Source organism: Pseudomonas lalkuanensis (assembly GCF_008807375.1).
GTDB classification, from domain to species: domain Bacteria; phylum Pseudomonadota; class Gammaproteobacteria; order Pseudomonadales; family Pseudomonadaceae; genus Metapseudomonas; species Metapseudomonas lalkuanensis.
Genome location: NZ_CP043311.1, coordinates 521603 through 545536 on the forward strand (window position 1 = coordinate 521603; position 23934 = coordinate 545536).

The following is a 23934-nucleotide window of genomic DNA, read 5'->3' on the forward strand; positions in this document are numbered from 1 at the left end:
GGAGAGGGACCGGGGGAGAGGGTGTTCATCGGCTTGCGCGATGCCAACCCTTTTTCGCGAATAAATTCGCTCCTACAGAGGCAGGCCTTCGGCCTGCCTGGCGAATGAATTCGCCCCCACAAAAAACGCGTACCTACAAACCCCCGAAAGCGGCCAACAGATCCTCCACAAACGCCACCTGCGCTTCGCTCGGCTGCCGTCCGCGATGGCGGCTGAGGTGGAACTGCACGCGGTAGCCGGTTTCTTCCGGCAGCAGGGCGCGAAGTTGCCCGCTGGCCTCCCAGGGTGCGGAGATGTGTTCCGGCAGGTAGCCGATATGCGCTCCGGAGAGGATGAACGCCAGGCTGCATTCCACCTGCTCCGTGCGGGCGCTGCTGGGGCCGCTCGGGAAGGATTGCCGGGCTTCCTCGAAGCGGTAGGGGTGCTGCACCAGGTCGCAGGCAGCGAGATCGTCGAGGCTGAGGCCGCGACGGGCGAACAACGGGTGCCCGGCCCCGCAGAACAGGCGTTGCTGCTCGCTGAACAGCGGCTGGAAATCCAGCGCTGCCTGGGTACCGGAGAAATAGCCGATGGCCAGGTGCAACTGGTCCTGCAGCAGGCGCCGCTCCAGCTCGGCGGGCATGGCGCTGATCAGCTCGAACTGCACGGCCTGGTGGCGCTGGCGGAAGCGCCCGATGGCCGCGCCCAGGTGTTGCAGGACCTGATTGTCGAGGGATTCGGACAGGCCGATGCGCAGCTCGCCCAAGAGCATGTCCGCCATGCCCCGCGCCTCACCCTTGAAGGTCTCGATGGCCCCGAACAGTTTGCGGGTGGCGGCCAGTACCTGCTCGCCCTTGGGCGTCAGGCGGAAGCCCGCCTTGCCCCGCTCGCAGAGGCGAAAGCCCAGTCGCGTTTCCAGCTTGGCCATCTGCGTGCTGATGGTGGACTGGCCGATGCCCAACTCCCCCTGGGCCGCGCTGAAGCCGCCGCTCTCCACCACCGTGATGAAGATGCGCAGCAGTTGCAGGTCGAGATCATGGAGCTGGCTGAGCATGGCGGCACCAAACATTGATGGCTGTAGATGCCAAAGTAGAACACTTCATATTTATCCGAAGCAAAGCCCGGCGCAGCATGGCCCCACCTGCAATCCCCCAGGAGTCCATCATGCGTTGTCCCTTGTTGCTTGCCGCCCTGTTCGCCTGCGCCTTGCCGGTGCACGCCGAAGACAAGGCGCTGAACCTCTACAGCTGGTCGGCCTATATCCCGGAGAAGGCCCTGCAAGGCTTCAAGGACGAAAGTGGCATCGAGGTCAAATACGACATCTTCGACAGCGCCGAAGCCCTCGACGCCAAGCTGCTCACCGGTGGCAGCGGCTATGACGTCGTCTTCCCCGCCAGCAGCGGCCTGGCCCGCGCCATCCAGGCCAGGGCGGTGCAGCCGCTGCAGCGCGAGCGCCTGAAGAACTTCGCCAACCTCGATCCCGAGCTGCTGGCCAAGCTGGCCACTGTCGACCCCGACAACCGCTTCGGTGTGCCCTACACCTGGGGCACCGTGGGGCTGGGCATCAACAAGGAGGCGGTAGAGAAGCGCATTCCCGATGCGCCGCTGAACAGTCTCGACCTGCTGTTCAAGCCCGAGTACGCCAGCCGTCTGAAGGATTGCGGCATCGCCGTGATCGACTCGCCGCAGGAGGTCATCAGCGTCGCCCTGCACTACCTCGGCAAGGCCCCCTACAGCACCGACAAGGCCGACCTGAAAGCCGTGCAGGAGCTGTTCGCGCAGCTGCAGCCCAACGTGCGCTATGTCGGCGCCGGCAAGCACATCAACGACCTGGCCAAGGGCGAGATCTGCCTGGCCCTGACCTACAATGGCGATGCCGCCATCGCCGCTGACCAGGCCCGCCAGGCGAAGATGCCCTTCGAGGTGATCTACCGCATTCCCCGCGAGGGCACGCTGATCTGGTTCGACACCATGGTCATCCCCGCCGACGCGCCGCACCCCCAGGCCGCCCATGCCTTCATCGACTACATGCTGCGGCCCGAGGCCATCGCCGAACTGACCAACAGCCAGTTCTTCGCCAACGCCAACAAGGCGGCTACCGCGCTGGTGACACCGGAGGTAGCGGGCGACCCGGACATCTACCCGAGCAAGGACGTACGCGACCGCCTGTTCGGCGAGCAGATCCAGACGCTCAAGGAGCAGCGCGCCCGCACCCGCCTCTGGACCAGTTTCCGTACCCAGTACTGAACCGCCTTCAACCACCCTCATCTGAACGCAGCCCGGCCCATCTCCCTGAGGGAGAGGGGAGAAGAACCAATAGGAGCCTGATATGGACCATGCCTTCGACAACGACCAGGCCATTACCCGCGACAGCCTTTATGGCACCGCTGCCGAATCCACCTATGCCGGCATCACCAGCTTCATGCGCCGCCGCTACAGCCGCGACCTGCGCGGCGTCGACCTGGTGGTGAGCGGGGTGCCCTTCGACACCGCCACCACCAACCGCCCCGGCAGCCGCTTCGGACCGCGCGCCATCCGCGCCGCTTCGGTGCAGATGGCCTGGGCCCGGCATTTCCCCTGGGAGTTCGATCCCTTCGACCACCTGGCAGTGATCGATTACGGTGACTGCGCCTTCGACCACGGCACCCCGCAAGACACCCCGGAAGCCATCCAGGCGCATGCGGCGCGCATCCTCGAATCCGGCGCCGCCATGCTCACCCTGGGTGGCGACCACTTCATCAGCTACCCGCTGCTGAAGGCCCATGCGGCGAAGCACGGCCCGCTGTCGCTGATCCACTTCGATGCCCACAGCGACACCTGGCCGGACGAAGAGTCCAAACGCATCGACCACGGCACGATGTTCTATCACGCCGCCCGCGAGGGGCTGGTGGACCCGGCGCGCTCGGTGCAAGTGGGCCTGCGCACCACCAACGACGACGTGATGGGCTTCAAGGTGCTCGACGCCCGTGAAGTGCATCGCCACACGCCGGAACAGATCGCCGAGCGCATCCGTGCGCGGGTGGGCGACAACCCCGTGTACCTGACCTTCGACATCGACTGCCTCGACCCGGCATTCGCACCCGGCACCGGCACGCCGGTCTGCGGCGGGCTGTCCAGCCACCAGGCGCTGGAAATCCTCCGCGGCCTGCGTGGCATCAACCTGGTGGGGATGGACGTGGTGGAAGTGGCCCCGCCCTACGACAACGCCGAAGTCACCGCCCTGGCCGGCGCGACCCTGGCGATGGAGATGGTCTGCCTGTATGCGGCGCGGCATAAGTTGGGGATGCGCTAGGCGCGACGGCCGGGCCATGAGGCACTACGTGCTGCGAAAAAGACGCGGGCTCAAGACGAGGCCGCGTTTTCACGCACGAAACTCAAACAGGGCTGGATCAGCCCGCGCAACCCGATGCGCGCCGCGCGGAACAGCCGCGCATCCATCAACTTCGGTTCGCGCACGATGGGGCGGAAATCCATGCGTTGCAGGATGTCCCGTTCCAGCTCCACGCCTGGCGCGATCTCGAGCAACTCCAGGCCTTCGCTCGTCAGGCGGAACACGCAGCGCTCGGTGACATAGAGCACCGGCTTGCCCGCTTCGGCGGCCAGCCGGCCGGCAAACGTACGGTGCTCCACTTCGCGGACGAACTTGCGTACGTCGCCGTCCTTCACGATGCGCAGTTCGCCGTCCTCGATGCGGATGTCCTGGCTGCCGGTGCTGAAGATGCCGACGAAGCCCCCCGTGGCCAGGTTGACGTTACCCGGAATCCTGGCCACCGCCTCGGCAGCGCTCATTACTTTGCTCATGGAATTCCTCGAGCGGTCGTCTGAATCCGCGGGACTGCTTTATCTGTCGGGGCGATTTCAATCGCTATGGCTTGCGCGGCAGACCCAGGCGCTGGAAAGGCAGCCCCTACGTGTAATGCAGCTACTTGCAACACTTAATGCAGACACAGCGAATGATTTCGCCCCCACAAGCAAAGGCCCATGACATTCGGCCGGGGCGGTCATGGTGAAGGTGAAGGAGCCCGGGGCTGCGACGATGGCCTGGCTGTCCTGGTCAATGTCTTCGCTGGCGATGGGCATGGCAGGGGCATCGGGCTGAAACATCAGGCAGCGATTATGGGGGGGCCGTGATGAACGCCTAGCCTGTACCAGGGTCGGTATCCAGACGTACGGCTTTTCACAAAAAGGAGCAACTACATGGACCTTATCCGCATCCTCATCGCCATCCTCCTGCCGCCTCTGGGCGTGTTCCTGCAGGTGGGGTTCGCCGGCGCCTTCTGGCTGAACATCCTCCTGACCCTGCTGGGCTACATCCCGGGCATCGTCCACGCGGTGTACATCATCGCCAAGCGGTAGAGCCCATGGTTGCGGGGCACGACGATTGATGGGTATCGCAAGCTCGTCCCATCCTGCTGAGCGTTCACGCAGGATGGGACGAGCGGAGCGATTCCCATCGGTCAATCCACCAACTTGATCAGCAGGATGCCGGCGGTGACCACGCAGGCGGCGAGGATGCGGCGGATGCCGAAGGGTTCCTTGAACACCAGGCTGGCGATGATGGCGGCGATGATCACGCTGCTTTCGCGCAGGGCGGCGACCTTGGCCACGTTGTCCAGGGTCATGGCGAACAGCACCAGGCCGTAGGCCACGCAGTAGTTGAAGCCGCCGAACAGGCCGATGCGCCAGTTGTCGCGGGCGAAGCGCAGGACCAGCGGGCCGCGGCGCATCCAGGCCACCAGCGGAATGGTCATGCTCTGCATCAGCGTCAGGTAGACCACGAATTGCAGCACGCTGTCGGCGCGGCGCACGCCCTGGGCGTCGATCAGGGTGTACAACGCCACTCCGCCCCCCGCCAGCGCCGCGCAGCCCAGGGCTTTGAGCGCGCTGGATTCCAGGCGGGTGGAGAGCAGGCTGAGGATGCCGACGGAAATCAGCACGATGCCCAGCAGCATGGCGCCCGACAGATGCTCGCCGAACACCAGTCCGGCGCTGAGCGCCACCAGCAGCGGCGGCAGGCCGCGCACCACCGGGTAGACCTGGCCGAAGTCGCCGTAGTGGTAGGCGCGGATCAGCAGCAGCCGGTAGAGCGTGTTCACCACCACCGACAAGCCAATCAGCCCCCAGACCACCAGCGGCGGTGGGCTCACAAGGGGGAGCAGGGCGATGCTGAAGCAGAAGGCCACGCCATCCACCAGTGCCATGGAAGAAAGCCGGTCGCTGCCGGCCTTGATCACCGCGTTCCAGCTGGCGTGCATCAGCGCGGAAAGCAGCACCACCAGCGTGGCGAGGTCGTTAGTGGCGAGCACGGAAAAACTCCAGCGGCGAGATGAAAGGGGGCGATGCGGCGTAGCGTGCGGGTTCATCGATCTATCATTCAAATCGTTTATCGTTATCCGTTGAATAAGTCTTGTTGATGGGGTGGCCATGAACCTGTTCCAGCTCCGCGCCTTCGATGCGGTGGTCCGCGAGGGCAGCTTCACCCGCGCCGCCGAGCGCCTGTGCATCAGCCAGCCGGCGGTGACCGGGCACGTGAAGGCGCTGGAGGAGCACTACCAGGTGCAGCTCTTGCGACGCACCGCGCGGCAGGTGGAACCCACCGAACTGGGCCGGTGCCTGGCCGCCATCAGCCATCAGTTGTTCGCCTTGGCGGACCGCGCCGAAGACCTGCTGGACAGCAGCCAGGCGCTGACATCGGGTCGCCTCGATCTCGCGGCCGACAGCCCGCATCTGGTCATGCCGCTGCTGGCGCGGATGCGCGAGCGCTACCCCGGCGTGCGCATCAACCTGCGCCTGGGCAACACCCAGGAAACCCTCACGGCGCTGCATGGCGAGCGGGTGGACCTGGCGCTGGTCAGCGATATCGCGCCGCGTGCGGGCCTGCACCTGCTGCCGCTGGGGGAAGCGCGGCTCTGCCTGCTGCTGCCGGCGGCACATCCCTGGATCGGCAGCCGTGAGGATGTGGCCCTGCACGAACTTCGGGGCGAAGTGCTGTTGCAACGGGAACCCGGCTCCCTGACCCGCCGCACCTTCGAGCGGGCCTGTGCCAGCCAGGAGCTGGAGCTGCCGGCGGACCTCGAGCTGAATAGCCGCGAGGCGGTGATCGAGGCGGTGGCGGCGGGAATCGGCGTGAGCGTCATCTACGGCCAGGAGGCGCCGAAGGACCCGCGCGTGAAGGTGCTTCCGCTCAAGGGTGAAGGGCTGGTGAGCCGGCACTTCCTCGCCTGCCAGCAGCGCCATGCGGAGTTGCGGGTGGTGAAGGCGTTCTTCGAGGTGGCCGGGGATGTGGGGTATCCGAGCCCCTAGGCTCGGCTTTTCTTCGTGGGAGCGAATTCACTGGCGAAGGGGATCGGCTCGGCGCTGGCCTGCACCCCTCACCCCCGCCCGGCTCCCGCCATGCGCCCCAGCCTGATCGCTTCGCGCTCAGTCGCTCATCGGCACTGGAAGCGGTGCTTCCAATAGCGTGGCGCTTCGTCCCTGGAGAGGAGAGGGGGGGACTTGCGCCTGAGCGGACGGGTTACAGCTGCACCTTCGAGCAGTGTCGACTGTCGCACGGTGGCGATCCCGCACTCGCGCGCTCCTCGATCGGGGGGCGATGCTGCGCAGCAGGCTGCGTTCATTGGCGATGCGCTGGCTCAGGAGGCCACTGGCGCTCACCGCCGTGGGGATCGTCGCGCCAGGCCTGCAGGGAGCGGGTCGGCAGATCGAAATACTCCCGCGTCCGCGCATAGCCGTGGCCGCCCATGCGGCCGATGGCGTCGAGGCCGAGCTGGTCGATGTAGAGGGTGGCCGGATCGATCAGGTCGTCGCGCACGTGAACCATCAGCACTTCGCCAAGGATGATTTCCCGCGACTGGCCGATGGACAGGCCCATCATCCGCCGGCACTCCAGGGCCACCGGGGCCTCGGCAATGTAGGGGCATCCGACACGGCTGCCAGGCAGTGCGGTGAGCCCCGCCGCCACCAGCTCGTCGAAGCCCGGCTCGAAGGGCACGGCGCAGACGTTCATGGCTTCCACCAGGGCATCGTTGACGATGTTCACGGTGAATTCCTGGTTCAGCTGGGCGTTGCGCGTAGTGTCCTTGGGACTGAGGTCGGCGTGGTTTTCCACCCCCAGGGCGAGGATCGGCGGGTCGGCGGACAGCGCATTGAAGAAGCTGAAGGGCGCGGCATTGGCGCGGCCTTCGGCGTCCACCGTGGTGACCAGGGCGATGGGCCGGGGCACCACGCTGCCAATGAGGATCTTGTACTTCTCGCGGGGGCTCAGTTTGGCGAAGTCGAAGCTCAGCATGGCGTCATCTCTTGTCGTCGTTCGGGCTGGCAAGGGTGCAGAGCGGGCGGTCCGCGCTCCAGGCGTCGGCGAAGGGAATCGCCGGCTGGAACAGCGTGCGCCAGTCGGGTTGGCCGAATGCCCGATCGGCATGGCTTTGCATCAGCCTGTGGAACTGCCGCTGGGCTTGTCGCTGGAGGCTGGCGTAATCGACGCCGTTGACCTGGCCGTCCTGCATCACGCAGCGGCCGTCGATCCAGCTGGCGATGCAGTCGTCGCCGCGGCCGGCGAGGATCAGGTTCTTCAGCGGGTCGAACAGCGGGCCGAGGTGCAGGCCGTCGAGGCTGAACAGGGTGATGTCGGCCTTGGCGCCGGGTGCCAGGCGGCCGAGGTCGTCGCGCCCAAGGGCTTTGGCGCCGCCGAGGGTGGCAGCGTTGTAGAGGTCGAGGGCGCTGGTCTGTGTGCTGCCACCTTCCTTGAGCCGGGCGATGTTCAGGCCCTGGCGCATGTTGTCCAGAAGGTCCGCCGGACAGGTATCGGTGCCGAGGGCGAAGTTGACGCCATGGGCGCGGTAGCGGCCGAAGGAGTCCAGCGCCTCGCCGTCACGGGCGAACACCACCGGGCAGTGCACCAGGCTGGCGCCACTGTGCGCCAGGCGTGCGAGGTCGTCGTCGCCTTCGATGTAGATGCCGTGAGGCAGCACGGCGCGTGGGCCGAGCAGGTCCAGTTCCTCCAGCCAGGCCAACGGTGCCTTGCCGCGCAGCGCCTTGACCAATGCGACCTCGCCGGGACCCTGGCAGCAATGCAGGCGTACCGGTGCGGCCAGTTCGCGGCTGAGGGCGGCGGTTCGTTGCAACAGCGCCGGGGTGCAGGTCTGGATGCGGTCGGGCAGCAGGGCGCCTCGGATCAGCCCGCCCCGGGTGCCATCGAAATCGCGGAAGAAGCGCTCGGCGGCGTCCAGTCCGGCCAGGCCGCGCGCTTCGTCCCAGTGTTCGGCGCGGCTGCCGTCCGCCTGCAGGTACTGCATGCCGCTCATGTAGCAGGGGCCGAGGTAGGTACGCAGGCCCAACTCGGCGGCAACGCCGGCCACGGCGGCGAATTCGTCGTAGGTTTCCGCCCACTCCCGGTAGTACATGGAGGTGATCGGCATGGCGGTGGTGATGCCGTTGCGGATCAGCTGGGTGAAGGCGTAGCGGTATTTGAAGACCTCCTCATCGAAGCTGTAGCTCTCCTGCGGCCCGCGGGCGAGGTACTCCGCCGACCACATGCGGCCCATGGCGTTCTCGTCGCCGTTGTCCATGGAGAGCACGGTGGAGTCGAGGTCGCCGAGGGCGTCGAGGTCGATGAAGCCGGGACCGAGCAGGGCGTTGCCGTAGTCGATCCACTGGCCCACCGGGCCGGGAAAGCCCCGGCCGACGAAGAGCACCCGCGAACCTTCGATCACCACTTCACCGTCGCGCCAGAGCACATGGCGCGTCCCGTCGAAACCGACCACGCAGCTCGCTTTCATGCCGATGCGCGGCGCGTTCACAGGCGGCTCTCCAGCAGGCGGCCCTGGGTGGCGATCAGCTTGCCGGTGCGATAGACCTGGCGAGGCGGCCGCGCGACCACGGCTTCGCCCAGGCTTTGCGCGTCCATCAGCAGGAAGTCCGCGCGGGCACCGAGGGTGAGGCCGTGTTCCGCAAGGCCAAGGGCCTTGGCGCCGTGCTGGCTGGCGGCATCGAAGGCGGTGGCCAGTTCCTCGTCCTTGGCGAGGTCGAAGCGGAAGGCCAGGAGCATGGCGCGTTCGAGCATGTCGCCATTGCCCATGGGGGACCAGGCGTCGCGGATGCCGTCGGAGCCGAGGCAGAGGTTCACGCCGGCCTCGTGCAGGGCGAGGAAGGGCGGCACGGAGCAGTCGGCGGGCGCCGAACTCATCAGCGAGATGTTGAGCGCGGCGAGGCGCTCGGCCAGCGGCTTCACCTGGCTCCAGGGCGCCATGCCCAGGCAGTAGGCGTGGCTGATCATCACCCGGCCCTGACGATTGAACCGCTCGGTGTAGTCGGCGATGCGGGCGATCTGCCAGAGGCCCAGTTCACCCTTGTCGTGCAGGTGGATGTCCACGCCCCGGTCGAACTCGCTGGCCAGGCCGAAGACGATATCGAGCTGGGCGATGGGGTCGTTGTCGATGCCGCAGGGGTCGAGGCCGCCGACGTTCTCGACGCCAAGGCCCATGGCCTCGCGCATCAGTTCGGCGGTGCCCGGACGGCTGACCAGCCCGGTCTGCGGGAACACCACCAGCTCCAGGTCGATCAGGTCGCGGTAGCGCTCGCGCAGGGCCTGCATGGCTTCCACGTGGCGCAGGCCGAACTCGGGGTCGATGTCCACGTGGCAGCGCAGGGTCAGCGAGCCACGGGCGATGCAGTTCTCCAGCAGTGCACCGGCACGTTCAGCGATGGGCGCGGTGACCTCGCGCAGCACGCGGCGCTCGTTGGCGATGTAGTCCTTGAGCGTCGGGCCGGCGCTGTTGGGACGCCAGGGCTGGCCCCAGAGGGTCTTGTCCAGGTGGATGTGGCTTTCCACCAGGGCGCAGGTCATCAGTTGGCCGCCACCGTCGATATCGCCGGCGGCCAGCGGGGCATCGCTGGTGGGGCGGCGCTCGGCGAAGCGGCCACTCTGGATGAGGAAGTCTTCAGCCGCGCCGCCGAAGGGGCGGACATTGCGCAGCCAATAGGTGTCGGTCATGGGGACCTCAAAGGCAGATTGCAGAGGTTGGGGGACCGCTGCGCGGTCGTTCGCGAATGAATTCGCTCCCACAGGTGGCTCAGTTCGTAGGATGGGTAGAGCTTGCGAATCCCATGCTGCCGATGCTCGGACCGACGGGTTTCGCTCCGCTCTACCGCATCCTGCAAAAGCGGCGTCAGCCCTTGAGCCTGGACCAGATGCGGTCCTGCAGCTCGCGGGCCTGGTTGCTGCATTCCTTCTCCGGGCGCAGGCGTTCGGCGAACTCGTCGGGCATGTTGATGGCGTCCATCACCTTCCACTTCTTGTCCAGCAGCGCATCGCTGTCGATGCCGTTGGCGTAGGCGATGGCGTTGGACACTGCGGCGGCGTTCTCGGGCTTCATCATCCAGTCGATGAAGACCCTGGCGTTGCCCGGGTGCGGCGCGCTTTTCGGCACGGCGAAGTTGTCCTGGAACATGGCCACGCCTTCACGCGGGTAGACGTACTTGATGGTGTTCTTCTGCAGGGTGGCGCGGGCGGTGGAGCCGTTCCAGTTCTGCATCATGATCACTTCGCCCGAGGCCATGCGGTCCACGGTGTTGTCGGAGCTGTACATCTTCAGGAAGGGCTTCTGCTTCTGCAGCAGTTCGAGGATGCGCTTGGCGTCCTGCGGGTTTTCGGTGCACTCGTCCACGCCCAGGTAGTGGCTGGCGGCGTTGATCACGCTGCTCGGGGTGTCCAGTGCGGCCACCTGGCCCTGCAGTTCCGGACGCGGCTCGAAGAACTCCTTCCAGGAATCATCCAGCTTGCCGCCCGGCACCCGCGCGCTGTCGTAGGAGAAGCCGGTGGTGCCCCAGAGGTAAGGTGCCGAGTATTTGCGGCCGGGGTCGAAGTCCGGGTTGCGGAAGGCCGGCTTCACGTGGGCGAAGTTCGGCAGGCTGGGGGAGTCGATTGCCTGCAGCAGGTTCTGTTCGATCAGGGTGCGCATGATGGAGTGGGACGGCACGATGACGTCGTAGCTGGCGCCGCCGGCCTGCAGCTTGGCCAGCAGGGTCTCGTTGCTGTCGTAGCCGTCCATGGTGACCTTGATGCCGGTTTCCTTCTCGAACTTGGCCAGCAGTTCCACCGGGTAGTAGTCGGTCCAGTTGTAGAAGAACAGCTCCTTGGGCTCGTCCGCCTGGGCGACGGTGGCGGCGAAACAGCTGAGGGCGAATCCGGCTACCCCATGACGCAATGCTTTCAACTTCATTGTTTTTCTCCGGGTTGAAGAACAGGTTGGGCAGAGGTGGAACAAGGTTCAGGCGGCTGGTTTGCCTCGCTGGCCGAGCCAGTACGAGAGCACCACCAGGACGATGGAGATCACCAGCATCAGGGTGGAGATAGCGTTGATCTCCGGGGTTACCCCGGCCTTGATGGCCGAGAAGATGTAGACCGGCAGCGTCGTCGAGCCGGGGCCGGCGACGAAGAAGGTCATGATGAAGTCGTCCAGGCTGACCACGAACGCCAGCACCGCGCCGGACAGCACCGCCGGGAACAGCAGCGGCAGGGTGACGCGGCGGAAGGTGTGGAAGGGGTTGGCGTAGAGGTCGTTGGCCGCCTCCAGCAGGCTCTTGTCGAGGTCGTTCAGGCGAGCGCGGATCGGCAGGTAGGCAAACGGGATACAGAAGCCGATGTGGGCGATGATCACCGTCAAGAGACCCAGCTTGATGCCGAGGGCCATGAACAGCAGCAGGGTGGCCACGGCGGTGACGATCTCCGGCAGGATCAGCGGCAGGTTGATCCCGCCTTCCACCATCTTCTGTCCGTAGAACGGCCTGTAGGTGGCCAGCGCCGCCAGCAGCGCGATGGCGGTGGCGCAGACGGTGGCGATGCCGGCAACGATCACCGAGTTCAGCGCGGCGGCCTGGATCGACGGGTTGGCGAGGATGCGCCCGTACCAGGCGAAGGAGAACTCGGTCCACACGGTGGCCGTGCGGTTGGCGTTGAAGCTGTAGGCGATCAGCACCAGGATCGGCAGGTACAGGTAGGCCAGTACCAGCAGGCTGGTTTCGCGGGTCAGCGGGAGTTTCTTCAGGTGCGAGGCGATCATCAGCGGACTCCCTGGCGGACGGCCTTGGCCGCCTTTTTGGCGTAGAGGGCGTAGAGCACCAGGGCCAGCAGCATCAGCCCGAGCAGGAGGAAGGACAGCGAGCTGCCCAGCGGCCAGTTGCGGGCGGTGCCGAACTGCTGCTGGATGAGGTTGCCGATCATCAGGGTCTTGCCGCCGCCGAGGATGGCGGGGGTGATGAAGGCGCCGAGGCTCGGCACGAACACCAGCAGCGACCCGGCCACCACGCCCGGCATGGACAGCGGCAGGATCACCCGGCGCAGGGCTTTGGCGCGGTTGGCGCCGAGGTCATAGGCGGCTTCCACCAGGCGCCAGTCGAGCTTCTCCAGGGTGGAGTAGATCGGCAGGATCATGAACGGCAGGAAGCTGTAGACCAGCCCGACCACCACGGCGAAATCGTTGTACAGCAGGGTGATGCCGCCGGCCTGCGGGAACAGGGCATTGAGGCTCTGGGCCAGCCAACCGTGCTCGCGCAGGATGATCAGCCAGGCGTAGTTGCGGATCAGCAGGTTGGTCCAGAACGGGATGGTGATCAGCAGCACCATGACGTTGCGCGAGCGCTCGCTGAGGCTGCTCATCCACAGGGCCACGGGGAAGCCGACGACAAAACACAGCAGGGTCGTGCCCCCGGCCTGCAGCACCGAGCGCAGCAGGGCCTGGGCGTAGACCCAGTTCACTTCCAGGTTGCCGTCGAAATCTTCCTGGAAGAACAGCTGGATGTAGCTCTGCCACTGCCAGTTGGCGCTCCAGTCGACCCCGCCGTAGAGGTTGCGTGGCAGCAGGCTGATGTAGCCCATGATGCCCAGCGGAATGGCGATCAGGCAGAGCAGGGTGAGCAGCACCGGCGACAGCAGCAACAGCCGGTTGAGGCTGGGGGAGGTGGCGCTGACGCTCATCTCAGGCCTCCATCAGCAGGCAGGCGTGGGGCGGCAGGTGCACCGCCACCGGCGAGCCCACGGGACGGGCGCTGGTGGCGCCTTCATTGCTTTCGCGCAGCATCACCTTGATATCGTTGGCCAGGCGGCACTGATAGAGGGTGGCCGTGCCCACGTAGAGCACGGCTTCGACCACGCCGCGCAGGTGATGTGGCTCCGACGGGTCCACCAGCCTCGAGCGTTCCGGGCGGAAGGCCAGTTGGGCAATGCCGGTGCGGGCGTTGGCTTCGTTGGCGCAGGGAATATCCACCGGAATGCCATCGGGGCGGAACAGGTGACCGTTCTGCGGACACTGGCGCAGCTGGCCGGGGAGGAAGTTGATGTCGCCGATGAAGTGGGCGACGAAACGGTGCTGCGGGCGTTCGTAGATCTCGTTGGGGGTGCCGATCTGCAGGATCTTGCCGGCGGACATCACGGCGATGCGGTCGGAGAGGGTCAGCGCTTCTTCCTGGTCGTGGGTGACGAAGATGAAGGTGATGCCGGCTTCCTGCTGCACGCGCTTGAGCTCGACTTGCATCTCCTTGCGCAGCTTCAGGTCCAGCGCCGACAACGGTTCGTCCAGCAGCAGCACGTCCGGGCGCGGCGCCAGGGCGCGGGCCAGGGCCACCCGCTGCTGCTGGCCACCGGAGAGTTCCGCAGGGCGACGGCGGGCCAGGTGTTCCATCTGCACCAGGGCCAGCATTTCCTTGACCCGACCGGGGATGGCGCTGCGCTCCAGCCCCTGCATCTCCAGGCCGAAGGCGATATTCTCGGCCACGCTCATGTGCGGGAAGAGCGCGTAGTTCTGGAACACGGTATTGACCCGGCGCTTGTAGGGCGGGAGCTGGTCCACGCGCTGTCCGCCGATCTGGATGGAGCCGGACGTGACCTGCTCGAAACCGGCGATGGAGCGCAGCAGGGTGGTCTTGCCGCAGCCCGAGGGGCCCAGGAGGGTAAAGAACTCGTTGTGGCGGATGCTGACCGAAACATCGTCGAGCGCCGGTGCTACTTCGGGGTCATCGGTATAGCGCTTGCTGACGCGTTGCACCTCGATGGAGGACGTGTGCTTCATAATGGTGCATTCCTCTTGTTTTTGTATGCAAAAATTGAATGCAATCTAGAAATACTCGGATTATGCTGACAACGCAACCGGGTTTTTCTGCCTGCTTGTTTCACGCAGCACCTGGATTGCGAACGCATTTACGGAGTCACGAATGGCAGACAAGAAGCTGGAAACCACGGTGGACCGTGTCTACCAGGGGGTTTACCAGGCCATCAGCAACCGCTCGCTGCGGCCTGGCATGAAACTCGGGGAAGCTTCCCTGGCAGAGCTGTTCAGCGTGAGTCGCACTTCGGTGCGGGCCGCGTTGAAGCAACTGGAGGCCGATGGCCTGGTGTCCTCCGAACCGAACAAGGGTTGCTGGGTGTCACTGCCCAGCGATGATGAAATCCGCCTGTTGTTCGAGACGCGGCGGCTGATCGAGATTGGCATCGTCACCGAGCTGTGCCGGCGTCGCGACAGCGCGGCCATGCTCGATCTGCGCGAGCACCTGCTGCTGGAAGAGGAAGCCCGGCGCAATCATGACCACGAGCGGCTGATCCACCTGCTCGGCGAATTCCACATCAAACTGGCCGAGGCGCTGAACAACCCGGTGTTGCTGGACTGGTTCCGCAAGCTGATCTCGCGCGCCTCGCTCTACGCCGCCGCCCTGGACGACGAACGCCACGACGCCTGCCGTGACGACGAGCACCTGCGCCTGATCGAGTTCATCGAGGCCGGCAACCAGAACGCCGCCATCGAGCTGACCTGCTTCCACCTGGCGGCCATTGAAACCGCCATCGTCGAGTCGGCCGGCAAGCTCAAGGCCAACTACCACCCGCTGAAGCACCTGATCGAGACCTGACCTCGGCCATGAAAATCCAGCTGATCAACCCGAACACCAGCGTGGCGATGACCTCCGGCATTGCCGAAGCCGCCAGCCATCTGCTTCGCCCTGGCAATCAGTTGCTGGCGGTGACCAACAGCGCAGGTCCGGCTTCCATCGAGGGGCATTACGACGAAGCGCTTGCCGTGCCCGGGTTGCTCCAGGCCATTCGCGATGGCGAGCGGGACGGCGCCGAAGGACACGTGATCGCCTGCTTCGGCGACCCCGGCCTGCTGGCGGCGCGGGAGATCGCACGGTACCCGGTGATCGGCATCGCCGAAGCGGCCATGCACCTGGCCACCTGGGTCGCCACCGGCTTCAGCGTCGTTACCACGCTCGGCCGCACCAAGGTCATCGCCCGTCATCTGGTGGAACGCTACGGCTTTCACCAGCACTGCCGGGGCATCCACGCCGTGGAGATTCCGGTGCTGGCGCTGGACGACGACCCGGACGGTCTGTTCCGCATCATGCGCACGGCCTGCCTGGACGCGCTGGAGCGGGATGAGTCGGGCGCCATCGTCCTCGGCTGCGCCGGCATGAGCCACCTGGCTGCGGCGCTGCAGGAGGAGATCGGCGTGCCGGTGATCGACGGCGTCAGCGCCGCATTGAAGATGGTGGAACTGCTGGGAGAACTGCGGCTCTCCACCAGCAAGCGAGGGGACCTTGATTTCCCGCTGCCCAAGCCCTATGCGGGTTACCTGCGAGGGTTTGCCGTCGGCGCCTGAGAGTGGCGCGGGGGCTGAATCTCTATGGCGTGGGAGCGAATTCGTTCGCGAAACAATAGCGGCCGCGATGCGGCCCATCGCGAATAAATTCGCGCCCACAACGTATCAAGGCGCCTTCTCCCCAAACAACTTCGCCACATCCACCATCCGCACCCAGCTGAGCCCTGCCATTCCATCAGGCCGTACTCCTTGCCCTGCCATTCCACCCGGCGTCGCCGGGGCAATTGCGGATGGGTAGTCGCGCGTAGAGCAGGCACCACTTCACTGGTGAACCACTGCCGCAGACTGCGATTTTCCGGGTGGTAGTAATTCGTCCTGAGCACTTCGCACACCGCACTCTCGCTGATCAGCCACTGCTGCTCGAAATCGCCCTTGGGCTTTGGCAGGGTTGCGATGCGCCACTGGTTGCGGTCGAGTTTCTCGGCGAGGCGATCGTTTGAATGGCAGTTGGTCAGGGCACCGAGGTCGCGAGCCACGACCCAGGCCTGATCATCGATCAGCAGGGCGCGCACTGGGCGGCGATGGCGATGAAGAACGCTGGGGACGAAATAGTCGTGGGACATGAGCAGACTCCTTTCTGATATCGAAGAGTCCGCCACCAGAGAGGGTGGCGGACCGTTCGAGGTTTGGAATACCGGCGCATCACAAATCGGGTGGGCTGGGCCTTCCTCGCACGGTCCGCCATAGACGTCCAGAGTCATCGAATGAAACGTCCACTCGCTGATCCTGCTTATGGCATTGGTGCTTTTTTGTGATGCTTCAGGGTTCCACTCCCGGCCACAGCCAAGGCTGCGACGGGGGAGGACGCTACCGATGCTAAGATCCCGGTCTTCGCTATGTATGGATCTATATAGCGAGAGACCGTGAAACCAAGGAGTCAGACATGTTGTACGTGGTGATGCTGGGCGGCCGACACCCCCGCGCGAAGATCGAAGTGCACGATGTGGTGTTTGCCGTGGCGGAAAGCCTGGAAGGCACTTATTCGCAATTGCGCGAGGGCTGGTTCGGCAGCCCGGCGGGTATGCACATCGATTCGTGGATGGCGGTGGACGGCGTGGAAGGCTACAAGCTGGCCTTCACCGACCAGGCCCCCGCCGCGAATGACCCGCGCCTCTACTTCATCAACCTCGGCGGCTACGAAACCGGCATCTTCGGCGAAGCCCACAGCTACCTGCTGGTGGTCGCCCGCGACAAGGCCGAAGCCAAGGCCAAGGGCAAACGCCAGTTGGCCGAACTCCGCTGGGACAAGCCCCACACCGACAACCTGCATGACGTGGACGACTGCATCCCGGTGGACTGCGTGGCGGGGCGCTATGTGCACCTGGTGGAAGGCGATAACGCGGGGATCAGGTATGGCAGTGATTACATCGTGCTGTCCTAGGAGCGGGTAAAGACACCAGGCGGTGAGGGCGCCCTATTTGACCACTGCTGTGGCACAGGGCAGCAGAGATCAAGCGATTCGTAGGATGGGTTGAGCGGTGCGATACCCATGCGGGTGACGGTTGATGGGCGTCGCGGTCTCAACCTTCCTGCAAACTGCGATGCGAAGTTTCGGACGATGGACGAGGCTGATCCATCCTCTTCTGCTCAGGCCTCACGCCAGGGTTGCCAGGTGCTCTACCGTCTCCGGATATTGCTGCACCAGGCGAATCAACGTGGTGGCCTGGGCGTTGGGTTTGGCTCGTCCCTGCTCCCAATTTTCCAGCGTTCGCGGATTGGTGCGCAGATACATGGCAAAGACCGGGCGCGACATCTTCAGCCGCTCACGAATTGAAACCAGCTCCTCCGCAGTCACCGCGCGTAGCTCCGGCAAGATGAGCCGGTGCGAGCGAAGCGTCAACTTGCCCTCACGCTCTTCTGCGAGTGCTTCGATACCTTCCACCAGTTCGGCAAAAATGTCCCGTTTCATTCCGTCTTCCTCGTTTCTAGTTCCGCTTCCAGCCGCTGCCTGAATACCTTTTTCTGGGCCGCACTCAGGTATTCGCGAACGTCCTTGCCGTAGAGGGTGAAAAGCCAGAACTGCGCTCCACCCAGCCACCAGTAATAGATCACGCGGATGCCGCTACGCTTGCCTTTGCCTTTGCCTTTGCCTCGTCCCTCGTCTGCAAAACGCAACTTGCGAAGGCCCCCGGTTCCTTGAATGAGGTTCCCGGCGTCCGGCTGCGTCAGCAGCAGATGTTGCAAGGCTGCGTAGGCATCGTCGTCCAGATGGTCCGTTCGGTGCCGCTGGAACGGCGGCAGCTCCACGAAGAGTGCTTCCATATTCTCTACGTAAGTTGCGTATAGATTGGGCGCGCATGTCGGTAACGGTCAAGTCGCGCCAATGCTGGAGCGCCACCTTATCCGGTGCTTTGGCATGCAGGGGCTGAGCGGGAGGGTGAAACGGATGACGAGGAAGTCAGAAACGCAAAAGCCGCGCACTGCGCGGCTTTTGATTTGGTGGGCCCACACGGACTCGAACCGTGGACCAAAGGATTATGAGTCCTCTGCTCTAACCGACTGAGCTATAGGCCCCAGAAGGCCGGCGGATTATACAGGCGCCCTTTGCTGGGTGCCAATCGCGGGGAGGGGGCTGAGGAATTTGCGTTCGAACGCTTCTGGCGGCAAGGGTGTGCTGACGATAAAACCTTGAATCTGTTGGCATCCTTCGGCGGCGAGGAAGTATTCCTGGGCCTTGGTTTCGACGCCTTCGGCGATCACGGTGAGTTGCATGCTGCGGCCGAGGGCGATGATGGCGCGGCTGATGGCGGCGTCGTTGGGATCGTCGGGCAGGCCGCGTACGAAGGACTTGTCGATCTTCAGCACATCCAGCGGCAGACGCTTGAGGTAGCTGAGGGAGGAATAGCCAGTGCCGAAGTCGTCGATGGCCAGCTGTACGCCGAGGGTCTTGAGGTTGTGGAGCACGCTGAGGGCTTCTTCGGCCTGGCTCATGATGAAGCCTTCGGTGATCTCCAGCTGCAGGCGCTGGGGCTCCAGACCAAGGCTGTCGATGAGGTGTTGCAGGCGTTCCACCAGCAGCGGCTGGCGCAGTTGGGCGCCGGCGAGGTTGACTGACAGCGGGCCGAACGGCGCGTGGGCTTCCTGCCAGCGCTGCATCTGCCGGCAGGATTGCTCCAGTACCCAGTCGCCCAGCGGGAGGATGAGGCCGCTCTCTTCCGCGAGCGGGATGAAGCGCTCCGGAGGAATCTCCCCGAGTTTCGGGTGGTACCAGCGCACCAGGGCTTCGGCGCCCACCAGGGCCTGGTTCTGCAGGCTGAGTTTGGGCTGGTAGGAGAGGGACAGCTCGTTGCGCTCCAGGGCGCGGCGCAGTTCGGTTTCCAGCGCCATGCGCTCGGTGGCCTGGCTGGTGAGGTCGCGGGTGTAGAACTCGATGCGGTTGCGGCCACGGGCCTTGGCCCGGTACATGGCGGCGTCGGCATTCTTCACCAGGGTGGCGACGTCCAGCCCGTGCTCCGGGAACAGGCTGATGCCGATGCTGGCGCTCATGAAAAACTCGTGCCGGCCGGCAGGGAGCGGCGCTTCGAAGCAGGTCAGCAGTTTGTGTGCGACAGCCTGGGCGTCGTCGGGGCCGTGCAGGCCGGGCAGCAGGATGATGAATTCGTCGCCGCCCAGGCGGGCCACGGTATCGATGTCACGCAGCTGTTCGCGCAGGCGGTGGGCGATCCCCTTGAGCAGCAGGTCGCCCACCGGGTGGCCGAGGCTGTCGTTGATGTGTTTGAAGCGGTCGAGGTCGATGAAGAGGACGGCGCCGTGAAGGTCGTCGTTGGCGGCCTCGACCAGGGCCAGTTGCAGCCGGCTCTCGAACAGCAGGCGGTTGGGCAGGCCGGTGAGCGGGTCGTGGTGGGCCTGGTAGTCGAGGCGCGCCTGGGCGTGCTTGAGCGGCGAGATGTCGGCGAACACGCCGACGTAGTGGGTGACCTGCTGATGACGATCGCGTACGGCGCTGATGGTGAGCCATTCGGGGTAGGGCTCGCCGTTCTTGCGGCGGTTCCAGATCTCGCCTTGCCAGTGCCCTTCACGCTCCAACTGGTGCCACATGGCGGCGTAGAAGGCGCTGTCGTGCTGACCCGAGGCGAGCATGTGCGGTGATTGGCCGAGGGCTTCTTCCTCGCTGTAGCCGGTGATTTCGCTGAAGGCGCGGTTGACCGCGGTGATGCGCTGTTCGGTGTCGGTGATCATCACGCCTTCGGCGGTGCTTTCGAAGACGGTGGCTGCCTGCAGCAGTTTTTCCTGCATCTGCTGGCGCTCGGTGATGTCGCGGGCGATGGTCAGCATGCAGGGCTCGCCGCCGATGGGAATCGGCTGGGCGGAGAGTTCGCAGATGCGCACCTGGCCGCGCTTGGTGCGCACGGCGGTGGTGAAGTTGTGCAGGCTGCCCTGGTCGCGGACGAGTTGGATCATACGCTCGCGCTCCGCCGGGTTGGCCCACAGGCCGAGGTCCAGGGTGGAACGCTCGGCGATCTCCTGCTGGCTGTAGCCGGTAATGCGGCTGAACCCGTCGTTCGCCTCCACCAGCAGGCCATCGCTGATGCGGGTGATGAGCAGGCCGTCTGGGGAGGCATGGAAGGCGCTGGCGAACTTTTCTTCGGAAACCTGCAGCAGGCGCTGGGTTTCCTTGAGCTGGGTGATGTCGCGCACCACGACCACCAGGGCCGGCGTGTCGTCCAGGTCGATGGCCTGGGCGGAGATCAGGCCGATGAAGGTTTCGCCATTGGCGCGGCGGAAGGGCATTTCCAGGTTGTGCAGCGGGTTGCCCTGCTGCAGGCGCTGGAGGAGTTTCGGACCGATGCCGGGGATGCCCCAGATGTCGAGTTCGGTGGCGGTGCGGCCGAGGGCTTCGCTGGCCTTGAGGCCTATCTGCTGTTCGAAGGTGTGGTTGATGGCCAGCAGGCTGCCATCGGTGCGGCGGGCGATGACGATGATGTCGGGGCAGTTGTGGAACACCGAGGCGAACTTCTGCTCGGACAGGCGCAGGGCCTGCTCGGTCTGCTTGGCCTCGGTGATGTCGATCATCAGGCCGCGCATCATCTGGGTTTCACCGTGGGGGATGAGGGTGATGATGTCGCGCACCCAGAGTACCCGGCCGTCGGCGGCGATCATGCGGTAGTCGAGGCTATGGTCGCGGCCCGCGGCGGTTTCGGTTTCACAGAAGGTGTTGGCCCGGGCGTCGTCGTCGGGGTGCAGGGCGCGGCGCCAGAAGCCGGGCTCCAGCCAGTCGCTCAAGGGGTAGCCCAACAGGCGCTCGGCGTGGGGCGAGACATAGGTGTAGCAGTAGTCGTCGACGCGCATTTCCCAGGCGATGGCGTTCAGGCTTTCCACCAGGCCGCGGTAGTGCTGCTCGCTGCTGCGCAGTTCGTCCTGCAGCGCGGCCCGACCGGCCATTTCGTTGCTGAGGCGGCGGTTGACGCGCAGGACGAAAGTCAGGGCGCCGGCCACCAACAATAGCGCGGGGAGTCCGTAGAGGAGGATGCGCTGCCAGTCGGTTCGCTGGTAGAGGGCGTCGCCCACCCAGCGCTCCTGGATGGCCGCGGTTTCTTCCGGGGTGATTTCGGCGAAGACCCGGTCGAGGATACCGGCCAGCAGCGGATGAATCTTCGGTGTCGCCATGGCCAGTTGGTAACGATAAGGCGTTTCGCCACTGATGCTGATGCCGTTGAGCTTGAGCTGGCGCAGGCTCCAGACGCTGGAGGCGAGGTCGCCGACGAAGGTGTCCACCTCGCCGGTGGCCAGGGCCTGGAGTGCGGCTGCGACGGTGGGGTAGCCCTGCAGGCTGAGGTCGGGGTGCTGGTTGCGCAGCAGCTCATGGGGGGCGTAGTCGGACACGATGCCGACGCGCAGGCCGTAGAGGTCCTGGATATTCGAAGGTTGGGGGCCCTTGGTGCGGGAAAGGATGACGATGGGGAAATCGAGGTAGGGCCGCGTGAAGTTCAGGTATTGCTGGCGTTCGGGGGTGGACATGATGCCGGGCAGGATATCCAGTTCGCCTGCGCGGGCCCGCTTGAGCACTTCCCCCCAATTGCTGGACTCGATGGGGGTGACTTTCACGTTCAGCCGCCGCCGGATCAGCTCGACATAGTCGGCGGCCAGGCCCTGGTGGCGGCCCTGGGGATCCCGGAATTCGAAGGGAGGCCAGGAGGTGTCTATGCCCAGTTGCAATTCGCCGTGCCGGTCGAGCCAGGCCTGTTCGTCCGGGGTGAGCGTCAAGGCTCCGGCCGGAATGGTCCAGAGTGCCAGCCAGAACATCAGTAGGGCCCGCACTCGCAGCATTGGCGGCCTCATTCCTTGATGGGATGTAAGACGGAAGTGTAGACGTGGCCGCTCGGCATCTGGAAGGGGAAACAACGCAGCTGCGATCTGGTTCGCGGACAAAAGAAAACCCCCGGACTGGCCGGGGGTTCTCGTATCGCTTTACTCGTCCAGGAAGGAGCGCAGGTGCTCGCTTCGCGACGGGTGACGCAGCTTGCGCAGCGCCTTGGCTTCGATCTGGCGGATACGCTCGCGGGTTACATCGAACTGTTTGCCGACTTCCTCGAGGGTGTGGTCGGTGTTCATGTCGATACCGAAGCGCATGCGCAGGACCTTGGCTTCACGGGCGGTGAGGCCGGCCAGGACTTCGCGGGTGGCTTCCTTGAGGCTTTCCACGGTGGCCACGTCGATCGGGGACTGCATGGTGCTGTCCTCGATGAAGTCGCCCAGGTGCGAGTCTTCGTCGTCACCGATCGGGGTTTCCATGGAGATCGGCTCTTTGGCGATCTTCAGCACTTTGCGGATCTTGTCCTCAGGCATCTCCATGCGCTCGCCAAGCTCTTCCGGAGTGGGCTCGCGGCCCATTTCCTGCAGCATCTGACGGGAGATGCGGTTGAGCTTGTTGATGGTCTCGATCATGTGCACCGGGATACGGATGGTGCGTGCCTGATCGGCGATCGAGCGGGTGATCGCCTGGCGGATCCACCAGGTGGCGTAGGTCGAGAACTTGTAGCCGCGACGGTATTCGAACTTGTCCACCGCCTTCATCAGGCCGATGTTGCCTTCCTGGATCAGGTCGAGGAACTGCAGGCCGCGGTTGGTGTACTTCTTGGCGATGGAGATCACGAGACGCAGGTTGGCCTCGACCATCTCTTTCTTCGCCCGGCGAGCCTTGGCTTCGCCAATGGACATGCGGCGGTTGACGTCCTTGATCTCGTTGACGGTCAGTTCGACTTCCTGCTCGAGATCCACCAGCTTCTGCTGGTTGCGCTTGATGTCGTCCACCAGCTTGCCGATGGCTTCGGCGTATTTCGCCTTGCCCTTGGCCAGGCCGTCGGCCCAGTCGAGGTCGACTTCGTTGCCCGGGAACAGGCGCAGGAAATCGGCGCGCGGCATGCGGGCGTCACGCACGCAGAGCTGCATGATGGCGCGTTCCTGGCCGCGGACGCGGTCCAGGGCGCTGCGAACTTTTTCCACGAGGGCGTCGAACTGCTTCGGCACCAGCTTGATCGGCATGAAGAGTTCGGCCAGGGCCAGCAGCTCCTCGGTAGCCTGCTTGCTGTCGCGGCCGTGCTTCTTCAGGGCTTTCTTGGCCTTGTCGAGCTGATCGGAAACCGCGGTGAAGCGGCGCAGGGCCTCCTCCGGATCCGGGCCGCCGTCGCCTTCTTCCTCTTCGTCGCCTTCGCTTTCTTCGTCCTCGTCTTCGTCCTTGTCCTTGGCCGAAGCGGAATCGTCCTTCAGATCGACGGGTTCGACTTCCTCGGCCGGCAGGGTGCCGTCATCCGGGTCGATGTAACCGCTGAGAACGTCGGACAGGCGGCCACCTTCGCTGGTGACGCGCTGGTATTCGGCAAGGATGCCGTCGACGGCACCGGGGAAGTGGGCGATGGCGCTCATCACTTCGCGGATGCCTTCCTCGATTCGCTTGGCGATTTCAATCTCGCCTTCGCGGGTCAGCAGCTCCACGGTGCCCATTTCACGCATGTACATGCGCACGGGGTCGGTGGTGCGGCCGATGTCGGTCTCCACGGCAGCCAGGGCGGCGGCGGCTTCTTCAGCTGCGGCTTCGTCGGTGTCGGCTTCGGCCAGCAACAGGGCATCCGCATCCGGGGCACTCTCGAATACGTTGATCCCCATGTCGTTGATCATGCGGATGATGTCTTCCACCTGTTCCGGATCGGAAATATCCTCCGGCAGGTGGTCGTTGACCTCCGCGTAAGTCAGGTATCCCTGCTCACGGCCACGGGCGATCAACTCTTTGAGGCGAGACTGCTGTTGCGCTTTTCCGGACATAGCACCCTATCCACTTAAGGTCTTGGCGGGCTGAAAACAAGCCGAGGATTATACC

The 23934-nt window shown here is 64.9% G+C and carries 21 protein-coding genes, 1 tRNA gene and 1 pseudogene; 7 read left to right on the top strand and 16 right to left on the bottom strand.

Features of this window, described 5'->3' with window-relative positions:
- Positions 1-133 precede the first annotated feature (133 nt).
- On the bottom strand, positions 134-1033 hold the full coding sequence (locus FXN65_RS02420; protein ID WP_151131498.1) for a LysR family transcriptional regulator: 900 nt from the start codon (positions 1031-1033) through the stop codon (positions 134-136).
- A gap of 110 nt (positions 1034-1143) precedes the next feature.
- Here FXN65_RS02420 and FXN65_RS02425 point away from each other — a divergent pair, with 110 nt between their 5' ends.
- Positions 1144-2226: a polyamine ABC transporter substrate-binding protein gene (locus FXN65_RS02425; RefSeq protein ID WP_151131499.1), complete on the top strand. Its 1083-nt coding sequence runs from the start codon at positions 1144-1146 to the stop codon at positions 2224-2226.
- Between the two features lie 82 nt (positions 2227-2308).
- Entirely contained in the window at positions 2309-3271 is a 963-nt protein-coding gene (speB, locus tag FXN65_RS02430) for an agmatinase (protein ID WP_151131500.1), read from the top strand.
- Between the two features lie 50 nt (positions 3272-3321).
- On the opposite strand, the pseudogene FXN65_RS02435 reads toward speB, so the two are convergent.
- Positions 3322-3708 (bottom strand): annotated as a pseudogene (locus tag FXN65_RS02435) (acyl CoA:acetate/3-ketoacid CoA transferase); the annotation flags it as partial.
- Between the two features lie 468 nt (positions 3709-4176).
- Here FXN65_RS02435 and FXN65_RS02440 point away from each other — a divergent pair.
- The gene (locus FXN65_RS02440) at positions 4177-4335 is read left to right on the top strand and encodes a YqaE/Pmp3 family membrane protein (protein ID WP_003450258.1); all 159 of its coding nucleotides are present in this window, start codon (positions 4177-4179) and stop codon (positions 4333-4335) included.
- 101 nt (positions 4336-4436) lie between these two features.
- On the opposite strand, the gene FXN65_RS02445 is transcribed toward FXN65_RS02440, so the two are convergent.
- Complete coding sequence (locus FXN65_RS02445; RefSeq protein ID WP_319000067.1) at positions 4437-5285, bottom strand: EamA family transporter; 849 nt, start codon at positions 5283-5285, stop codon at positions 4437-4439.
- Positions 5286-5403: 118 nt separating this feature from the next.
- Here FXN65_RS02445 and FXN65_RS02450 point away from each other — a divergent pair, with 118 nt between their 5' ends.
- Complete coding sequence (locus FXN65_RS02450; protein ID WP_151131501.1) at positions 5404-6282, top strand: LysR substrate-binding domain-containing protein; 879 nt, start codon at positions 5404-5406, stop codon at positions 6280-6282.
- A gap of 310 nt (positions 6283-6592) precedes the next feature.
- Here FXN65_RS02450 and FXN65_RS02455 read toward each other — a convergent pair whose 3' ends face one another.
- The 7 genes from FXN65_RS02455 to FXN65_RS02485 form a co-directional block, all read right to left on the bottom strand.
- Entirely contained in the window at positions 6593-7267 is a 675-nt protein-coding gene (locus FXN65_RS02455; protein ID WP_151131502.1) for a flavin reductase family protein, read from the bottom strand.
- Positions 7268-7271: 4 nt separating this feature from the next.
- Positions 7272-8756 (bottom strand): amidohydrolase family protein, encoded by a 1485-nt coding sequence (locus FXN65_RS02460; RefSeq protein WP_151138639.1) that lies wholly within the window; start codon positions 8754-8756, stop codon positions 7272-7274.
- A 17-nt stretch (positions 8757-8773) separates the two neighbouring features.
- Positions 8774-9970 (bottom strand): amidohydrolase family protein, encoded by a 1197-nt coding sequence (locus FXN65_RS02465; protein ID WP_151131503.1) that lies wholly within the window; start codon positions 9968-9970, stop codon positions 8774-8776.
- A gap of 175 nt (positions 9971-10145) precedes the next feature.
- On the bottom strand, positions 10146-11198 hold the full coding sequence (locus FXN65_RS02470) for an extracellular solute-binding protein (protein WP_151131504.1): 1053 nt from the start codon (positions 11196-11198) through the stop codon (positions 10146-10148).
- A gap of 48 nt (positions 11199-11246) precedes the next feature.
- Complete coding sequence (locus tag FXN65_RS02475) at positions 11247-12038, bottom strand: ABC transporter permease (protein ID WP_151131505.1); 792 nt, start codon at positions 12036-12038, stop codon at positions 11247-11249.
- Entirely contained in the window at positions 12038-12952 is a 915-nt protein-coding gene (locus FXN65_RS02480; RefSeq protein WP_151131506.1) for an ABC transporter permease, read from the bottom strand. The genes FXN65_RS02475 and FXN65_RS02480 overlap by 1 nt, the downstream gene beginning before the upstream one ends.
- A gap of 1 nt (position 12953) precedes the next feature.
- Positions 12954-14042 carry an ABC transporter ATP-binding protein gene (locus FXN65_RS02485; RefSeq protein ID WP_151131507.1) on the bottom strand — a complete coding sequence of 363 codons (1089 nt, stop codon included), beginning with the start codon at positions 14040-14042 and terminating at the stop codon, positions 12954-12956.
- Between the two features lie 142 nt (positions 14043-14184).
- Here FXN65_RS02485 and FXN65_RS02490 point away from each other — a divergent pair, with 142 nt between their 5' ends.
- Together FXN65_RS02490 and FXN65_RS02495 are read left to right on the top strand one after the other, a co-directional pair.
- Positions 14185-14874, top strand: a complete 690-nt coding sequence (locus FXN65_RS02490) for a GntR family transcriptional regulator (RefSeq protein ID WP_151131508.1) — start codon at positions 14185-14187, stop codon at positions 14872-14874.
- Positions 14875-14882: 8 nt separating this feature from the next.
- The gene (locus FXN65_RS02495) at positions 14883-15620 is read left to right on the top strand and encodes an aspartate/glutamate racemase family protein (protein ID WP_151131509.1); all 738 of its coding nucleotides are present in this window, start codon (positions 14883-14885) and stop codon (positions 15618-15620) included.
- Here the strand turns inward: FXN65_RS02495 and FXN65_RS02500 are convergent.
- Positions 15590-16183, bottom strand: a complete 594-nt coding sequence (locus FXN65_RS02500; RefSeq protein WP_178119264.1) for a BRO-N domain-containing protein — start codon at positions 16181-16183, stop codon at positions 15590-15592. The genes FXN65_RS02495 and FXN65_RS02500 overlap by 31 nt on opposite strands.
- Before the next feature lie 320 nt (positions 16184-16503).
- Here FXN65_RS02500 and FXN65_RS02505 point away from each other — a divergent pair, with 320 nt between their 5' ends.
- Positions 16504-17001 (top strand): DUF1543 domain-containing protein, encoded by a 498-nt coding sequence (locus tag FXN65_RS02505; protein ID WP_151131510.1) that lies wholly within the window; start codon positions 16504-16506, stop codon positions 16999-17001.
- Between the two features lie 213 nt (positions 17002-17214).
- Here FXN65_RS02505 and FXN65_RS02510 read toward each other — a convergent pair whose 3' ends face one another.
- The 5 genes from FXN65_RS02510 to rpoD form a co-directional block, all read right to left on the bottom strand.
- On the bottom strand, positions 17215-17529 hold the full coding sequence (locus FXN65_RS02510; protein WP_151131511.1) for a helix-turn-helix domain-containing protein: 315 nt from the start codon (positions 17527-17529) through the stop codon (positions 17215-17217).
- Positions 17526-17882 carry a toxin gene (locus FXN65_RS02515; RefSeq protein ID WP_151131512.1) on the bottom strand — a complete coding sequence of 119 codons (357 nt, stop codon included), beginning with the start codon at positions 17880-17882 and terminating at the stop codon, positions 17526-17528. The genes FXN65_RS02510 and FXN65_RS02515 overlap by 4 nt, the downstream gene beginning before the upstream one ends.
- Positions 17883-18057: 175 nt before the next feature.
- Positions 18058-18134 (bottom strand) — tRNA-Ile (locus FXN65_RS02520).
- 15 nt (positions 18135-18149) lie between these two features.
- Positions 18150-21887, bottom strand: coding sequence for a bifunctional diguanylate cyclase/phosphodiesterase (locus tag FXN65_RS02525; protein WP_151131513.1), 3738 nt, complete (start codon positions 21885-21887; stop codon positions 18150-18152).
- Between the two features lie 141 nt (positions 21888-22028).
- A complete protein-coding gene (gene rpoD / locus FXN65_RS02530; protein WP_151131514.1) occupies positions 22029-23879 on the bottom strand; it encodes an RNA polymerase sigma factor RpoD in 1851 nt (616 codons plus the stop codon).
- Positions 23880-23934 lie beyond the last annotated feature (55 nt).

Bases quoted from the DNA above. Each gene is read 5' to 3' on its own strand.
- FXN65_RS02420 (WP_151131498.1), bottom strand. From the start codon at position 1,033: ATGCTCAGCCAGCTCCATGATCTCGACCTGCAACTGCTGCGCATCTTC.
- FXN65_RS02425 (WP_151131499.1), top strand. From the start codon at position 1,144: ATGCGTTGTCCCTTGTTGCTTGCCGCCCTGTTCGCCTGCGCCTTGCCG.
- speB (WP_151131500.1), top strand. From the start codon at position 2,309: ATGGACCATGCCTTCGACAACGACCAGGCCATTACCCGCGACAGCCTT.
- FXN65_RS02440 (WP_003450258.1), top strand. From the start codon at position 4,177: ATGGACCTTATCCGCATCCTCATCGCCATCCTCCTGCCGCCTCTGGGC.
- FXN65_RS02450 (WP_151131501.1), top strand. From the start codon at position 5,404: ATGAACCTGTTCCAGCTCCGCGCCTTCGATGCGGTGGTCCGCGAGGGC.
- FXN65_RS02455 (WP_151131502.1), bottom strand. From the start codon at position 7,267: ATGCTGAGCTTCGACTTCGCCAAACTGAGCCCCCGCGAGAAGTACAAG.
- FXN65_RS02460 (WP_151138639.1), bottom strand. From the start codon at position 8,756: ATGAAAGCGAGCTGCGTGGTCGGTTTCGACGGGACGCGCCATGTGCTC.
- FXN65_RS02465 (WP_151131503.1), bottom strand. From the start codon at position 9,970: ATGACCGACACCTATTGGCTGCGCAATGTCCGCCCCTTCGGCGGCGCG.
- FXN65_RS02470 (WP_151131504.1), bottom strand. From the start codon at position 11,198: ATGAAGTTGAAAGCATTGCGTCATGGGGTAGCCGGATTCGCCCTCAGC.
- FXN65_RS02475 (WP_151131505.1), bottom strand. From the start codon at position 12,038: ATGATCGCCTCGCACCTGAAGAAACTCCCGCTGACCCGCGAAACCAGC.
- FXN65_RS02480 (WP_151131506.1), bottom strand. From the start codon at position 12,952: ATGAGCGTCAGCGCCACCTCCCCCAGCCTCAACCGGCTGTTGCTGCTG.
- FXN65_RS02485 (WP_151131507.1), bottom strand. From the start codon at position 14,042: ATGAAGCACACGTCCTCCATCGAGGTGCAACGCGTCAGCAAGCGCTAT.
- FXN65_RS02490 (WP_151131508.1), top strand. From the start codon at position 14,185: ATGGCAGACAAGAAGCTGGAAACCACGGTGGACCGTGTCTACCAGGGG.
- FXN65_RS02495 (WP_151131509.1), top strand. From the start codon at position 14,883: ATGAAAATCCAGCTGATCAACCCGAACACCAGCGTGGCGATGACCTCC.
- FXN65_RS02500 (WP_178119264.1), bottom strand. From the start codon at position 16,183: ATGTCCCACGACTATTTCGTCCCCAGCGTTCTTCATCGCCATCGCCGC.
- FXN65_RS02505 (WP_151131510.1), top strand. From the start codon at position 16,504: ATGTTGTACGTGGTGATGCTGGGCGGCCGACACCCCCGCGCGAAGATC.
- FXN65_RS02510 (WP_151131511.1), bottom strand. From the start codon at position 17,529: ATGAAACGGGACATTTTTGCCGAACTGGTGGAAGGTATCGAAGCACTC.
- FXN65_RS02515 (WP_151131512.1), bottom strand. From the start codon at position 17,882: ATGGAAGCACTCTTCGTGGAGCTGCCGCCGTTCCAGCGGCACCGAACG.
- FXN65_RS02525 (WP_151131513.1), bottom strand. From the start codon at position 21,887: ATGCTGCGAGTGCGGGCCCTACTGATGTTCTGGCTGGCACTCTGGACC.
- rpoD (WP_151131514.1), bottom strand. From the start codon at position 23,879: ATGTCCGGAAAAGCGCAACAGCAGTCTCGCCTCAAAGAGTTGATCGCC.